Annotated in this window: 10 protein-coding genes; 6 read left to right on the top strand and 4 right to left on the bottom strand. The window is 72.8% G+C overall.

What is annotated here, in order from left to right; all coding sequences use genetic code 11:
• The first annotated feature begins 135 nt into the window (after positions 1-135).
• The 4 genes from OOK31_RS13610 (at position 136) to OOK31_RS13595 (ending at position 4668) form a co-directional block, all read left to right on the top strand.
• Complete coding sequence (locus tag OOK31_RS13610) at positions 136-747, top strand: response regulator transcription factor (protein ID WP_003948568.1); 612 nt, start codon at positions 136-138, stop codon at positions 745-747.
• Positions 748-1065: 318 nt separating this feature from the next.
• A complete protein-coding gene (locus tag OOK31_RS13605; protein WP_267012719.1) occupies positions 1066-1695 on the top strand; it encodes a sigma-70 family RNA polymerase sigma factor in 630 nt (209 codons plus the stop codon).
• A 185-nt stretch (positions 1696-1880) separates the two neighbouring features.
• On the top strand, positions 1881-3380 hold the full coding sequence (gene guaB / locus OOK31_RS13600) for an IMP dehydrogenase (RefSeq protein WP_267012718.1): 1500 nt from the start codon (positions 1881-1883) through the stop codon (positions 3378-3380).
• Between the two features lie 163 nt (positions 3381-3543).
• Positions 3544-4668 (top strand): GuaB3 family IMP dehydrogenase-related protein, encoded by a 1125-nt coding sequence (locus OOK31_RS13595; RefSeq protein ID WP_030230774.1) that lies wholly within the window; start codon positions 3544-3546, stop codon positions 4666-4668.
• Between the two features lie 75 nt (positions 4669-4743).
• Here OOK31_RS13595 and OOK31_RS13590 read toward each other — a convergent pair whose 3' ends face one another.
• The 4 genes from OOK31_RS13590 to OOK31_RS13575 all read right to left on the bottom strand — a co-directional run bounded on the left by OOK31_RS13590 (position 4744) and on the right by OOK31_RS13575 (position 9408).
• A complete protein-coding gene (locus OOK31_RS13590; protein ID WP_267012717.1) occupies positions 4744-6429 on the bottom strand; it encodes a pitrilysin family protein in 1686 nt (561 codons plus the stop codon).
• Between the two features lie 9 nt (positions 6430-6438).
• Entirely contained in the window at positions 6439-7401 is a 963-nt protein-coding gene (locus tag OOK31_RS13585; RefSeq protein WP_267012716.1) for a hypothetical protein, read from the bottom strand.
• Between the two features lie 113 nt (positions 7402-7514).
• Positions 7515-7985 (bottom strand): hypothetical protein, encoded by a 471-nt coding sequence (locus OOK31_RS13580; RefSeq protein ID WP_267012715.1) that lies wholly within the window; start codon positions 7983-7985, stop codon positions 7515-7517.
• A 193-nt stretch (positions 7986-8178) separates the two neighbouring features.
• Complete coding sequence (locus OOK31_RS13575) at positions 8179-9408, bottom strand: nucleotide sugar dehydrogenase (protein WP_267012714.1); 1230 nt, start codon at positions 9406-9408, stop codon at positions 8179-8181.
• A 285-nt stretch (positions 9409-9693) separates the two neighbouring features.
• Here OOK31_RS13575 and OOK31_RS13570 point away from each other — a divergent pair, with 285 nt between their 5' ends.
• Positions 9694-11400: a glycerol-3-phosphate dehydrogenase/oxidase gene (locus OOK31_RS13570; protein ID WP_267012713.1), complete on the top strand. Its 1707-nt coding sequence runs from the start codon at positions 9694-9696 to the stop codon at positions 11398-11400.
• Between the two features lie 150 nt (positions 11401-11550).
• A complete protein-coding gene (locus OOK31_RS13565) occupies positions 11551-14049 on the top strand; it encodes a serine/threonine protein kinase (protein WP_267012712.1) in 2499 nt (832 codons plus the stop codon).
• Positions 14050-14129: the final 80 nt, after the last annotated feature.

The following is a 14129-nucleotide window of genomic DNA, read 5'->3' as shown; positions in this document are numbered from 1 at the left end:
CATCGTTGAGAGTGCGAAGGCGGTTGAACCAAGAAGTTCCCGGACAGGTGTCCGAGGGCATCGACCGCACAGGTGACGATACGTACCAGCCTGGAGGCTCAAGGTGACGCGCATCAGCAGCTGCGGAGGGCGGTCATGACATCCGTCCTCGTCTGCGACGACTCCCCGCTTGCCCGAGAGGCGCTCCGTCGCGCGGTTGCCACCGTGCCCGGCGTCGAGCGTGTGACGACGGCTGCCAACGGCGAGGAAGTCCTCCGCCGCTGGGGTGCCGACCGCTCCGACCTGATCCTGATGGATGTCCGGATGCCCGGCCTCGGAGGCGTCGAGACGGTCCGCCGCCTCCTGTCGGCCGACCCGGGCGCCCGCATCATCATGCTGACGGTCGCCGAGGACCTGGACGGCGTGGCCCTCGCGGTCGCCGCCGGCGCCCGCGGATACCTGCACAAGGACGCCTCGCGCGCCGAACTGCGGGCCACGGTCACCCAGGCCCTCGCCGACCCGACCTGGAGGCTGGCCCCGCGCCGGCTCCGCTCGGCCGAGATGGGCGCCGCGCCCACGCTCACCGCGCGCGAGATCCAGGTGCTGGAGGGCATGAGCCACGGCCGGTCCAACGCGGAGATCGGGCGCGAGCTCTTCCTCTCCGAGGACACGGTCAAGACGCACGCCCGCCGTCTGTTCAAGAAGCTCGGCGCCTCGGACCGGGCGCACGCCGTGGCGCTCGGCTTCCGCTGGGGCCTCGTCCGCTGACGGCGGGACCGAAGACCGGCTGCCCCGGGCGGTCCCGTCCGCCACCGGCGGGCGGGGCGGCACGCCGCCCCGCCGCACCCGGCTTTCCGCCGGGGATTGGCGGGGCAGGATCCGGGGGACGTGTCGCTTCGGGCGCGATGCCGCATCCTTGAGGGTGTGCCGCATTCTTGGAGAGGTCGCGTCCTCGGGGACGACGATTCGGGCCGAGCGGAGGGGAGGGCGCAAATGATGAGTTCCGGCGCACCCGCTCATAACGCTTCGATGCACAACACGGACCGCGGTGCCGCGAATGCTCCGGCGCCAAGGCACCATGGATTGATGCGCGACGACGAGGCCCCGGGGTCCCCCGCGGCCACAGGCCCCACCAGCGCCGCCAAGAGCGGTGGCGCCGGGGCCGTCAGCGCGCTCGTACGCCGCGCGGTCGAGGGCGACGAGCAGGCCACGCACGACCTGCTGGCCTTCGTGCACCCCCTCGCCATCCGCTACTGCCGCACGCGGCTGTCGCGCCTGCCGGGTGACGCTCGTCACTTCGTCGAGGACCTGGCGCAGGAGGTCTGCGTCGCCGTCCTGATGGCGCTGCCCCGCTACCGGGACACCGGGCGCCCCTTCGAGGCCTTCGTCTTCGCCATCGCCGCGCACAAGGTCGCCGACCTCCAGCGGGCCGCCATGCGGCACCCCGGGAGCACGGCCGTGCCCTCGGACGAGATGCCGGAGCGGCCCGACGACTCGCTGGGCCCGGAGGAGCGGGCGCTGCTCAGCAGCGACGCCGCCTGGGCCAAGAAGCTGCTCGCCAACCTGCCCGAGAACCAGCGCGAGCTCCTCGTCCTGCGGGTGGCCGTCGGGCTGACCGCGGAGGAGACCGGGCAGATGCTCGGGATGTCGCCGGGCGCGGTGCGGGTCGCGCAGCACCGGGCGCTGAGCCGTCTGAGGGCGCTCGCCGAGCAGTGAGCGGCGGTCCGGTGGCCGTCCCGTGCGCCTTGTCGGTGCGCGGGGTCGCTCGGGCGCGCTTCCGTAGGCCGAATACCTTGTAGGAAGCCACGAAAATCACGGTTGACCTTGGTCGTGGAATGAGACGCGTCGGTATCCCGTTAGCATGGACATCCCCGCTGAGCAAGACCATTTGGGAAGGTGTCATGACCGCCGACGGAGTGCCCGACAAATTCGCCACGCTCGGACTGACCTACGACGACGTGCTGCTGCTGCCGGGCGCGTCGGACATGTCGCCTGACGCGATCGACACCTCCTCCCTCATCTCGCGCAACGTCCGCGTGAACGTTCCGCTGCTGTCCGCCGCCATGGACAAGGTCACCGAGGCCCGCATGGCCATCGCGATGGCCCGCCAGGGCGGCGTCGGCGTTCTGCACCGCAACCTCTCCATCGCCGACCAGGCCAACCAGGTCGACCTGGTCAAGCGCTCCGAGTCCGGCATGGTCACCGACCCGATCACGGTGCACCCCGACGCGACCCTGGGCGAGGCCGACGAGCTCTGCGCGAAGTTCCGCATCTCCGGCGTCCCGGTCACCGACCCGGCGGGCAAGCTGCTCGGCATCGTCACCAACCGCGACATGGCCTTCGAGTCGGACCGCAGCCGCCAGGTGCGCGAGGTCATGACCCCGATGCCGCTGGTCACGGGCAAGGTCGGCATCTCCGGCGTGGACGCCATGGAGCTGCTGCGCCGCCACAAGATCGAGAAGCTTCCGCTGGTCGACGAGGCGGGCATCCTCAAGGGCCTCATCACGGTCAAGGACTTCGTCAAGGCCGAGAAGTACCCGAACGCCGCCAAGGACAAGGACGGCCGCCTCCTCGTCGGCGCGGCCGTCGGCGTCGCCGGCGACGCGTACGAGCGCGCCCAGGCCCTGATCGACGCGGGCGCCGACTTCATCGTCGTCGACACCGCGCACGGCCACTCCCGCCTGGTCGGCGACATGGTCTCCAAGATCAAGTCGAACTCCTCGGTGGACGTCATCGGCGGCAACATCGCCACCCGCGACGGCGCCCAGGCCCTGATCGACGCCGGCTGCGACGGCATCAAGGTCGGCGTCGGCCCCGGCTCCATCTGCACCACCCGCGTCGTCGCCGGCATCGGCGTCCCGCAGGTCACCGCGATCTACGAGGCCTCCCTGGCCGCCAAGGCCGCGGGCGTCCCGGTCATCGGCGACGGCGGCCTCCAGTACTCCGGCGACATCGCGAAGGCCCTGGTCGCGGGCGCCGACACGGTGATGCTCGGCTCGCTGCTCGCGGGCTGCGAGGAGTCCCCGGGCGAGCTGCTCTTCATCAACGGCAAGCAGTTCAAGTCGTACCGCGGCATGGGCTCGCTCGGCGCGATGCAGTCCCGCGGCGACCGCAAGTCCTTCTCCAAGGACCGCTACTTCCAGGAGGGCGTGGGCGGCGACGACAAGCTCATCCCCGAGGGCATCGAGGGCCAGGTGCCCTACCGCGGCCCGCTGTCGGCGGTCGTGCACCAGCTGGTCGGCGGCCTGCGCCAGTCGATGTTCTACGTCGGCGGACGCACCGTCCCCGAGCTCCAGGACCGCGGCCGCTTCGTCCGGATCACCTCGGCGGGCCTCAAGGAGAGCCACCCGCACGACATCCAGATGACCGTCGAAGCGCCGAACTACTCCCGCAAGGGCTGACCGACGCGACACCTGAGGGGCGGGCCCGGCCGGGTCCGCCCCTTCGGCGTGCCCGCGCACGTCGTTCGGAGCATCGCAGCCGTCCGTACAGCGGTCACCGGAACGCGCGTCCCCGGGGTTCGGGGATACTGGACGGGCAGACCCACAGGAAAGGCCACCACACGTGACTGAGATCGAGATCGGGCGCGGCAAGCGCGGCCGCCGGGCGTACGCCTTCGACGACATCGCCATCGTCCCCAGCCGGCGTACGCGGGACCCGAAGGAGGTCTCGATCGCCTGGCAGATCGACGCGTACCGCTTCGAGCTCCCCTTCCTGGCCGCCCCCATGGACTCGGTGGTCTCCCCGCAGACCGCGATCCGCATCGGCGAGCTCGGCGGCCTCGGCGTGCTGAACCTCGAAGGTCTGTGGACCCGGTACGAGGACCCGCAGCCGCTGCTCGACGAGATCGCGGAGCTGGACGAGGAGACCGCGACCCGCCGCCTCCAGGAGATCTACTCCGCGCCCATCCAGGCGGACCTGATCCGGCAGCGCATCAAGGAGGTGCGCGACTCCGGTGTCGTCACCGCCGCCGCGCTCTCCCCGCAGCGCACCGCCGAGTTCTCCAAGGCCGTCGTCGACGCGGGCGTGGACATCTTCGTGATCCGCGGCACCACCGTCTCCGCCGAGCACGTCTCCGGCGCGGCCGAGCCGCTGAACCTCAAGCAGTTCATCTACGAGCTGGACGTCCCGGTCATCGTCGGCGGCTGCGCCACGTACACCGCGGCCCTGCACCTGATGCGCACCGGCGCGGCCGGTGTCCTCGTCGGCTTCGGCGGCGGCGCCGCGCACACCACGCGCAACGTGCTCGGCATCCAGGTCCCCATGGCCACCGCCGTCGCGGACGTGGCCGCTGCCCGCCGCGACTACATGGACGAGTCCGGCGGCCGTTACGTCCACGTCATCGCCGACGGCGGCGTGGGCTGGTCCGGCGACATCCCGAAGGCCGTCGCCTGCGGCGCCGACGCCGTGATGATGGGCTCCCCGCTGGCCCGTGCCACCGACGCGCCCGGCAAGGGCAACCACTGGGGCATGGAGGCCGTCCACGAGGACGTGCCGCGCGGCAAGAAGGTCGACCTCGGTACGGTCGGCACCACCGAGGAGATCCTCACCGGCCCGTCGCACAGCCCGGACGGCTCGATGAACATCTTCGGCGCGCTGCGCCGCTCGATGGCCACCACCGGCTACAGCGAGCTCAAGGAGTTCCAGCGGGTCGAGGTCACCGTCGCGGACTCGCAGCACCGCCGCTGAACCGTGTGACGTGACGTACGGAAGGCCGGCGCCCCGGGTGGGGTGCCGGCCTTCCGGCGTGTGCGGCGTCGGGCGTCAGCCCTGGCGGCGATAGGCGCGCATGTTGAGCAGGGTGCGGACGGTCGGGATCACGCACAGGGCCCAGACCGCGGCGAAGCCGCCGATGAGCACCCGGTCCGCCCCGGGGCCCGCCGGGGCGTGCAGCTCGGCCATGAGGGCGCCCCACGTGAGCAGCCCGGTCAGCAGGGAGAGCATCACCCAGAGCCCGATGTACGGGGCCAGCGGCGAGAGCTCGACCCGCTTGACCGGCTTCGGGAGCAGCTCGGGGGCGCGGGGCGGCATCCGCATCACCGAGGCCGGAGGTACCCCGGCGTCCAGCGGGGCCAGGTCGGCTTCGGTGAACTTGAAGAGGGTGGGTTCGACGGTCAGGGTGAAGCCGTCCCCTCCGACGAGGTGGCGCCCGCCGTCCGGGTAGACCTGCATCAGGACGCAGTCCTCGTAGGCGACGGTGGTCGGACGGCCCCTGTCGAGCAGGCTGATGCCGTCCTCGCCGACCACCAGCGCGAAGCGGTCGTCGCCGCGCATCGACAGCCGGCGGCCGTCGACCGCGTGGTCGGAGTGCTGCGGCGCGGAGGTCAGGCCCGCCCACTCCACGCCGCGGCGGGGCACCTGCATCAGGGCGTCCGCCCACATCTCCTCGGCCACCCGCCGCAGGTCCCCGGTGGTGACCGCCTCGATCTCGGCCCGGAGTTCCTCCTTCGTCTGGCCGGGGTTGCCCAGGAGCAGGTCCAGGGCGTGGGCGGGCAGGAGGGCCGCGTCCGCTTCCGGGGCGTCGAACAGGGCGAGCCGGGCGGACCGTACGGAGTCCAGATCGGCCTGCGCGATCCGGCCGGCCCGGAGGGCGGCGACGACGTCGACGAATCCGCCGACCACGGCGTCCTGCTTCTCCGGCAGGGCGTCGGCGAAGGCCGTGAGCGTGGCGGACCCGCCGTCGCGCACCGAGTAGTCGGCGGTGGCGACGTAGGAGTAGCCGCCCTTCTGGCGCAGGGCGCGGAAGAGTTCCTTGCCGAGGACGTCGGCGAAGAGCGAGGCCTCGGTGGAGCGGGGGAGGACGGCCGTCAGGACGACGGCGCCGTCCTCTCCGCAGAAGTACGCGGGGGTGCGGGGCAGTGCCGAGGTGGCGGCGGGGGCGGGACGGCGGCTGCCGGAGGGGAGCGCGGTGAGGTCGAGGCCTTCGGGGACCGCGTCGCTGGTGATCCACAGGACGGCGTTCTCGCGGGTGAACCACTGTTCGGCCCAGCCGCGTACGGCTTCCCCGGTCAGCCCGGAGGGCCCGGTCAGGCCTGCTTCCGCGTAGCTCGTCAGCCCGTACGACCGGGCGCCGTAGCGCCAGAGGGCCGGATGGTGGCCCGGTCCGCGGCCGCGGCCGGCGGCCTCGGTGCGCAGGATTTCCTTCTCGGTCTCCAGCCGGTCCATGGGCAGGTCCCGTAGCGAGGCGCAGACACCGCCCAGGTACTCGACGACGTCGGCGGGGGTGCCGGTGACGTGGAAGTGGGTCCAGGCGGAGGCGGTGGCGCCGTTGTAGTGCAGGTCGCTCAGGCCGTGGCGGTGCAGGGCGAGGTGCTCGACGAGGTGGGTGATCCCGCTGGTGGCGAGGGTCTCGTCGGCGCGGCCCACACGGAAGAGCAGGCCGGCGGTGACGGGGCCGGGCCGGTGGGCGAGGACGGTGCGGACGCCGTCGACGGAGGTTTCGGTGATCATGGGGCTCCCTCAGCCGTCGGGCAGTGCGATCTTGCGGTGCGTCGTGAACTCGCGGACCGGGTCGCTGCCGAGGTACTCCCACGGGAACGCGCTCATCCGGTTGCCGAGGGCGCGGAAGTGCGGAGCCGCCTCGTCCCAGCGGCGCGCCAGGCAGTGCACGGCGGCGAAGACCCCGTGCGCGGTGACCGAGTGAGGGCGCGCGGAGTCGAAGTCCGGGTGGAGCACGGAGGCGGCCGCGGCCTGGGTCAGCGCGGCGTGCCGGGCCCGGTCCTCGACGTACTCCTCGGCGTCGTCGTGATCCGTCTCGGCGAGCGCCAGCCAGCGCTCCAGCTGGACGATCGCGACGAGCGCGGCGGCGGGAGAGCCGGGCGGGGCCTGCTCGAGGCACTCGGCGGCGAAGGCCTCGGCGGCCTCCCAGCTGCCGCCCCACTTGGGGCACAGCTGCTGGAGCAGCTGGCTCTGGGCGGAGAAGTGGTGCGGGTGGTGTTCGGTGAGCCGGTCGTAGCGGCGGCGGGTCTCGCTCGGGCCGAGTTCGAGTCCGCGCGCGGTGACCGTGCGCAGGTGCCAGGCGAGGGCGTACCCGGGGTGCTCGGCACAGACCTCGATGAGCAGGCGCTCGGCCCGCCGCAGGTAGCCGTGGAACTCCTCGAACCGTTCGGCCGCCACGTGTGCGGCCCGCGCGCCGGTGCGGACCTCCCAGCCCATCGTCGTGAGCCGGGCGGCGTACAGGGTCCGGGCCAGCGGATCGCGGGGAAGGCGTTCGGCGGTGAGCCGCAGGAAGAGCTGGCTCCGGGTGGTCTCGGCGACGACCCGGCAGGCGAGGGTGCGGTCGTCCTCGTCGGGGATCGCTTCGAAGGCGGTGGCGAGGGCGTCCCAGTCCCCGGCCACCGTGGCCGCGCGCAGCGGCGCGAGGGCAGGGAAGGCGAGGGCGGGGTCGAGGAGGGGCCGATCGGGAGGCGGGGTGGCAGGCACGGGCGGATCATATGATCGTTCCGATGCGTTGCGGCAGAGGCTTTCGCGTCTGTGTCCGACGACGCATCGGATCGCGTCGTGCCTGCTCAGTGCCGCGTACGGGGCACGCAGGGTCAGTCGTTGACCTTCTTGGCGGCACCGAAGGCGATGAAGCCGCCGATGGCGAGGAAGAGGTAGTCCATCGCCTCGACGGACTCCTTCCAGATGTCGTTCAGGCCGGCGACGCCGGTCTTGTCGAGGACCTCCGCCAGGCCGACCTTGTTGACGTCGGCGACGACGAGCGCGATGAAGAACAGCTGGCCGAGGTAGACGGCGCCGAGCGAGAGGATCGCGCTGACGAAGGGCAGGGCCGGGTTCTTGCCGCCCGCCTTGCCGGCGGCGAGGCCGACGAGGATGCCGACGCCGACGGCGGCGTAGCCGACCTGGCGCTCGATGGCGTGCATGATGCCGCCGTACGCGCCGGCCGCGACCAGGGCGGCCACGACGCCGGCGAGGATGCCGAGGCCGACGTTGCTGCGGGCCGGGGCCGGGGCGGGCGCCGCGGTGTAGGGCGAGGGCGCGGGCGGCTGGTAGTTCTGGCTCATGCGGGAATCCCCCCAGGGAAAGCGGACGCACGTGTGCCCGTCGGGCGTAAGTGCGGGATAAGTGACGCCGCAGGCTAGCAGGGCGGTGCGTCGTCCGCGGGGTGGATTTCGGTCGAGTGACCGGCTGTGGGGCATGCCGTGACCGGACCGGGATCCGGCCGTGACCTGCTGCGTCGCGGCCGGGCCGGGCGGGTCAGAGGCGGTGGGCGGCGCCGGCCGGGCTGGCCCCGCGGGTGTCGAGCAGCAACTGGGCCTTCACCGCCAGGCCTTGGAGGTCGTACGTCCGGTGGTGCTGGAGCAGGATCGTCAGATCGGCGTTCGCGGCGGCCTCGTAGAGCGAATCGGCGCGCGGCACGGGCTGGTCGCGGACCCGCCAGCCCGCGATGTACGGGTCGTGATAGCTGATCAGGGCCCCGAGGTCGAGCAGCCGGCTGGCGACCTCGCGGGCCGGGGAGCCCTCCTGGTCGGCGAGGTCGGGCTTGTACGTGACACCGAGCAGCAGGACGCGGGCGCCGCGCGCGGACTTGCCGTGCTCGTTCAGCAGGGTGGCGGAGCGCTGGATGACGTACTGCGGCATCCGGTTGTTGATCTCCTGCGCCAGGCCCACCATGCGCAGGGGGTGGCCGGGGGTGCGGGTGGTGTGGGGGAGGTAGTTGGGGTCGAGGGGGACGCCATGGCCGCCGACGCCGGGGCCGGGGCGGAAGGCCTGGAAGCCGTAGGGCTTGGTCTCGGCGCAGCGGATGACGTCCCAGAGGTCGACGCCGAGGTCGTGGCACAGCACCGCCATCTCGTTCATGAGGGCGATGTTGACGTGCCGGTAGTTCGTCTCCAGGAGCTGCACGGTCTCCGCCTCCCGCAGGCCGCGGGCGCGCACCACCTTCTCGGTGAGGCGGGCGTAGAAGGCGTGCGCCGACTCGGTGCAGGCGGGGGTGAGGCCGCCGATCACCCGGGGGGTGTTGGAGATGCCGTGGGTGCGGTTGCCGGGGTCGAGGCGGCTGGGGGAGTAGGCCAGGTGGAAGTCGCGCCCGGCGCGCAGCCCGGAGCCGGCTTCGAGGACGGGCCGCAGGTAGTCCTCGGTGACCCCCGGATGAGCGGCGGACTCGAGGATGACGGTGGTGTGCGGGCGCAGCCGGGCGGCGAGGGTGCGGCCGGCCTCGCCGACGGCGGACAGGTCGAGGGCGCGGTCGGCGCCGAGCTGGGTGGGGGCGCAGATGACGGCGGTGCGGACGCGGCCGAGTTCGGCGGGGTTGGTGGTGACCCGGAAGCCGGCCGCCGACATGCGGCGGATCTCGGCGGCGGTGAGGGTGCTGTCCGTGGCCGGACCGCTGTCGTAGCCGACGGTCTCGATTCCGGCGGCGACGGCCGCCTGGGCGAGGGGGAGGCCGAGGTGGCCGAGTCCGATGACGGCGAGATCTGCGGGCATGGGGGGCCGTCCCTTCCCTTCCCTGACATGAGGGGGCGGTGCGCGCAGGTGCCGTGGACCGGGGGTCCGGAGGGGTGTCCGGGGTCCGGTCGGAGCTGGCGCAATGTCAGACTAGGCGTATATATGACAGATATGTCGCATTGTGGGGTGGTGGCTACCGTTGTGTTGTCCACAGGCGGTGGCCCATGTCGGTGCGGCCGGTCAGAATCATGAAACGGGAGATGTGAGCGGGATCACCGATCACCCGCATCGAGCGGGTTCGGCCCGCACCAACGGGAGGCAGCCGTGAGGACAGCGACACTGGGACCGGCGCAACGGGCCGAGGCCCTCGCCCGGATGGCCGAACGGGAACTGGACGTGCTGGTCGTCGGCGCCGGCGTGGTCGGCGCGGGGACCGCCCTCGACGCCGTGACCAGAGGCCTGTCGACCGGCCTGGTCGAGGCGCGTGACTGGGCGTCGGGAACCTCCAGCCGCTCCAGCAAGCTCATCCACGGCGGCCTGCGGTACCTGGAAATGCTCGACTTCGCCCTCGTACGGGAGGCGCTCAAGGAGCGCGGACTGCTCCTGGAGCGGCTCGCACCCCACCTCGTGAAGCCGGTGCCCTTCCTGTACCCGCTCCAGCACAAGGGCTGGGAGCGGTTCTACGCCGGCTCGGGCGTGGCCCTGTACGACGCGATGTCCGTCTCCAGCGGCCACGGGCGCGGCCTGCCCACCCACCGGCACCTCTCGCGCAAACGGGCCCTGCGGATCGCCCCGGCGCTGCGCAAGGACGCGCTGGTCGGCGCCCTGCAGTACTACGACGCCCAGATGGACGACGCCCGTTACGTCGCCACCCTGGTGCGCACGGCCTCCGCGTACGGGGCGCACTGCGCCAACCGGGCGAGGGTGGTCGGCTTCCTGCGCGAGGGCGAGCGGGTGGTCGGCGCGCGCGTGCGCGACGTGGAGGGCGGGGGCGAGTACGAGATCCGCGCGAAGCAGGTCGTGAACGCGACGGGGGTGTGGACGGACGACACCCAGGCCCTGATCGGGGAGCGCGGACAGTTCCACGTACGGGCCTCCAAGGGCATCCACCTGGTCGTCCCCAAGGACCGGATCCACTCCAGCACCGGGCTGATCCTGCGCACCGAGAAGTCCGTGCTGTTCGTGATCCCGTGGGGCCGGCACTGGATCGTCGGGACCACCGACACCGACTGGGACCTCGACAAGGCGCACCCGGCGGCCTCCAGCGCCGACATCGACTACCTGCTCGAACACGTGAACTCGGTACTGGCCGTACCGCTGACGCGCGACGACGTCCAAGGCGTCTACGCGGGCCTGCGGCCGCTGCTGGCCGGGGAGTCGGACGCGACGAGCAAGCTCTCGCGCGAGCACACCGTGGCCCACCCGGTGCCGGGGCTGGTGGTCGTGGCGGGCGGCAAGTACACGACGTACCGGGTCATGGCCAAGGACGCGGTCGACGAGGCGGTGCACGGGCTGGACCAGCGGGTCGCGGCGTGCGTGACGGAGGACGTCCCGCTGGTGGGCGCGGAGGGATACCGGGCCCTGTGGAACGGCCGGGCCCGGATCGCCGCCCGCAGCGGCCTCCATGTGGTGCGGGTGGAGCACCTGTTGAACCGGTTCGGATCGCTGACGGAGGAGCTGCTCGACCTGATCGCGGCCGATCCGGGGCTGGGGGAGCCGCTGTCCGGTGCGGACGACTACCTGCGCGCCGAGATCGTCTACGCCGCCTCGCACGAGGGGGCGCGACACCTCGACGACGTGCTGACGCGGCGGACCCGGATCTCCATCGAGACCTTCGACCGGGGGACGCGGTCGGCGCGGGAATGCGCGGAACTGATGGCTCCGGTGCTGGGGTGGGACAAGCAGCAGATCGAGAAGGAGGTCGAGCACTACGAGAAGCGGGTCCAGGCCGAACGCGAGTCCCAACGCCAGCCGGACGACCAGACGGCGGACGCGGCGCGGCTCGGGGCCCCCGACATCGTCCCGTTGTAACTCCGCAATGCGGAAGGGGGAACCGTCGGACCCGGGGCTTCCGTCCGATGCGGAGTGAGCAACAATGAGGTTTCTGCCGGGGTGGGTTACCGTGCCCCCCGGCGGCTGCCGGGGCAGCCGGGGCAGGCTGCACGATCGCAGAGGGGACGCATGTCGAAGCCGGAGCACACGGAGTCCCCTGCGGGGGCGCCTGCGGCGAAGCCGGAGGGCGCGGGCACCACCGCGTCCCCGGCGGGGTCGCCGGAGGCGGAACTCACCGCCGAGGCTATGCCCGTACCGAAGTCTCGGGCCGCCGGGTCGCCTGCCGGTTCGCCTGCGGCGCCGCAGGCGGAACCCGGGCCGGGCACGGAGCGGGCCGCGCCCGCCGAGGCCGTTGTCCCCGAGGACACGAAGCCGGCGGCCGCGGAGGAGTCCGATCCCTCGGCTGCGGACCCGAAGCCCGCATCCCGGGGCGGCAAGTCCGAGCCCGCGTCCAAGCGGGGCGCCACGGCGGCGACTGCTGACGGAGCGAAGCCCGCAGGGGCCAAGGCTGTGCCCGCTGCCGCCGAGGCCGCGGTGGAGCCTGAGGACGCGGAGCCTGCCGACGGTTCGAAGTCTGCTGCGGCGAAGGCCGTGCCTGCTGACCGTGCGTCTGCCGCGCAGGACCCGGCGGGGTCGAAGCCTGCGGCCGGGGCCGGTAAGGCCGTACCGGCGGAGGCGGCGCCTGAGGACGCGAAGCCCGCCGCGAAGCGGAAGGGCGTGGACGGCAAGGAGACCGGGCGGCTGCTCGCCGGGCGGTACCGGCTCGGGGCCGTGCTCGGCAAGGGCGGCATGGGCACCGTGTGGCGCGCCGAGGACGAGGTCCTCGGCCGGACGGTCGCCGTCAAGGAACTCCGCTTCGGTAGCGGCGTCGACGAGGACGAGAAGCGCCGACTGATCACCCGTACCCTCCGCGAGGCCAAGGCCATCGCACGGATCCGCAGCGAAGGTGCCGTCACCGTCTTCGACGTGGTCGACGAGGACGCCCGGCCGTGGATCGTCATGGAGCTCATCGAGGGCCCCTCGCTCGCCGAGTTCGTCCGGGAGAACGGCCCGCTCACCCCGCGCCGCGCCGCCGAGGTCGGCCTCGCCGTGCTCGACGTGCTGCGTGCCGCGCACCGCCAGGGGATCCTGCACCGCGACGTGAAGCCGTCCAACGTGCTCATCGCCGGCAGCGGCCGCGTCGTCCTCACCGACTTCGGCATCGCGCAGGTCGAGGGCGACCCCTCCATCACCTCCACCGGCATGCTCGTCGGCGCCCCCTCCTACATCTCCCCCGAGCGCGCACGCGGCCAGAAACCCGGCCCGCCCGCCGACATGTGGTCCCTCGGCGGTCTGCTGTACGCCGCCGTCGAAGGGGTGCCCCCGTACGACAAGGGTTCCGCGCTCGCCACCCTCACCGCGGTGATGACCGAGCCGGTGGACCCGCCGAAGAACGCCGGACCGCTGACCGAGGTCATCTACGGCCTGCTGGTCAAGGACCCCGCCCACCGCATCGACGACGACCGCGCCCGGATGATGCTCACCGCCGTGGTCAACGCCCCCGAGCCCGAGCCGACGCCCGCCCCCGTGCCCGTCCCGGCGGTGGAGGAGACCCGGCCCATCTCGCTGACGAAGGCCGAGGCCGAGGCGGAGAAGGCCGCCGAGAAGGCGGCGAAGAAGGAACGCGAGCGGCGCGAGCGCGAACAGCGCGAGCGGACCCGCGCCGCCCTGAAGTCGGCCCGCAAGGCGGCGGCCGCCGCCGCGGCCACCGCGGCCGCGTCCTCCGCCGAGGCCCCGCCGGCGCGGCCCTCCGCGCCCGTGGCACCCCTCACCGACGTGATGCCGCGCCGCACCATCGTGCTCGCGATAGCCGGCGTGGTCGTGGCCCTCGCGGTGCTCGGCTCGCTGATCGCGTACATGGTCAACGGTGACGACAAGGACAAGGGCGGCAAGGACCAGGGCAAGGGCGGCCCCGGCCCGTCCGCGTCCGCAGGGCGTTCCCCCTCCGCCGTCGCCCCGGGCAACTCGCCGGCCGCGAGCGCCGGTTCCTCGCCCAGTGCCACCCCCACCCCGTCCGCGTCCGGCGGCGGCACGTCCCCGAGCCCCGATCCCGGCCAGTCCCAGGGCGGCCAGACCCAGGGCCAGAGCCAGGGCCAGGGGGCCAGCCCGGGTGGCGGCCCCGGCAGCGCACTGCCCGCCGGGTACAGCACGGTGACGGACCTCCGGTACCGCTTCTCGATGGCGATGCCCGAGGGCTTCCACCAGACGGGCACCGCCGGCAAGAACTCCGGCGCGATATACACCCGCGACGACGGCTTCCCCCGCGTCCAGGTCGACTTCACCGAGACCCCGGGCGAGGACGCCCGCGCCGCCTGGGCCGAACTCGCGCCGAGCGTGGCCGCCAGCAGCAAGGGCTACCGCCTCATACGCATCGACTCGGTGGACTACCGCGGCTACCCGACCGTCGCGGACTGGGAGTTCGAGCGGGAGCAGCAGGGCATCAAGGTCCGGGTGCTCAACCGCGGCTTCAAGGCGGACGCCAAGCACGGTTACGCGATCATGATCAGCTGCCCCGCCGACCAGTGGGACGGCCCCGAATGCACGCAGCTGCGCAACACGGCGTTCCAGACCTTCCAGTCGTTGGGCTGACGGTCCTCCCAAGGCCGGGGCACGCGCGCCCCGGGCGTCGTATCGTGTAGCGGGGCCATGGGGGGCCCGCCGCACTCGGG

It is taken from the genome of Streptomyces sp. NBC_00249 (assembly GCF_026342355.1).
Lineage (GTDB): Bacteria > Actinomycetota > Actinomycetes > Streptomycetales > Streptomycetaceae > Streptomyces.
This window is presented reverse-complemented; position numbering and strand designations above follow the sequence as displayed.

Excerpts from the sequence above, each read along its gene's own strand:
- OOK31_RS13565 (WP_267012712.1), top strand. The coding sequence starts at position 11,551 with ATGTCGAAGCCGGAGCACACGGAGTCCCCTGCGGGGGCGCCTGCGGCG.
- OOK31_RS13590 (WP_267012717.1), bottom strand. The coding sequence starts at position 6,429 with ATGATCACCGAAACCTCCGTCGACGGCGTCCGCACCGTCCTCGCCCAC.
- guaB (WP_267012718.1), top strand. The coding sequence starts at position 1,881 with ATGACCGCCGACGGAGTGCCCGACAAATTCGCCACGCTCGGACTGACC.
- OOK31_RS13605 (WP_267012719.1), top strand. The coding sequence starts at position 1,066 with ATGCGCGACGACGAGGCCCCGGGGTCCCCCGCGGCCACAGGCCCCACC.
- OOK31_RS13575 (WP_267012714.1), bottom strand. The coding sequence starts at position 9,408 with ATGCCCGCAGATCTCGCCGTCATCGGACTCGGCCACCTCGGCCTCCCC.
- OOK31_RS13580 (WP_267012715.1), bottom strand. The coding sequence starts at position 7,985 with ATGAGCCAGAACTACCAGCCGCCCGCGCCCTCGCCCTACACCGCGGCG.
- OOK31_RS13610 (WP_003948568.1), top strand. The coding sequence starts at position 136 with ATGACATCCGTCCTCGTCTGCGACGACTCCCCGCTTGCCCGAGAGGCG.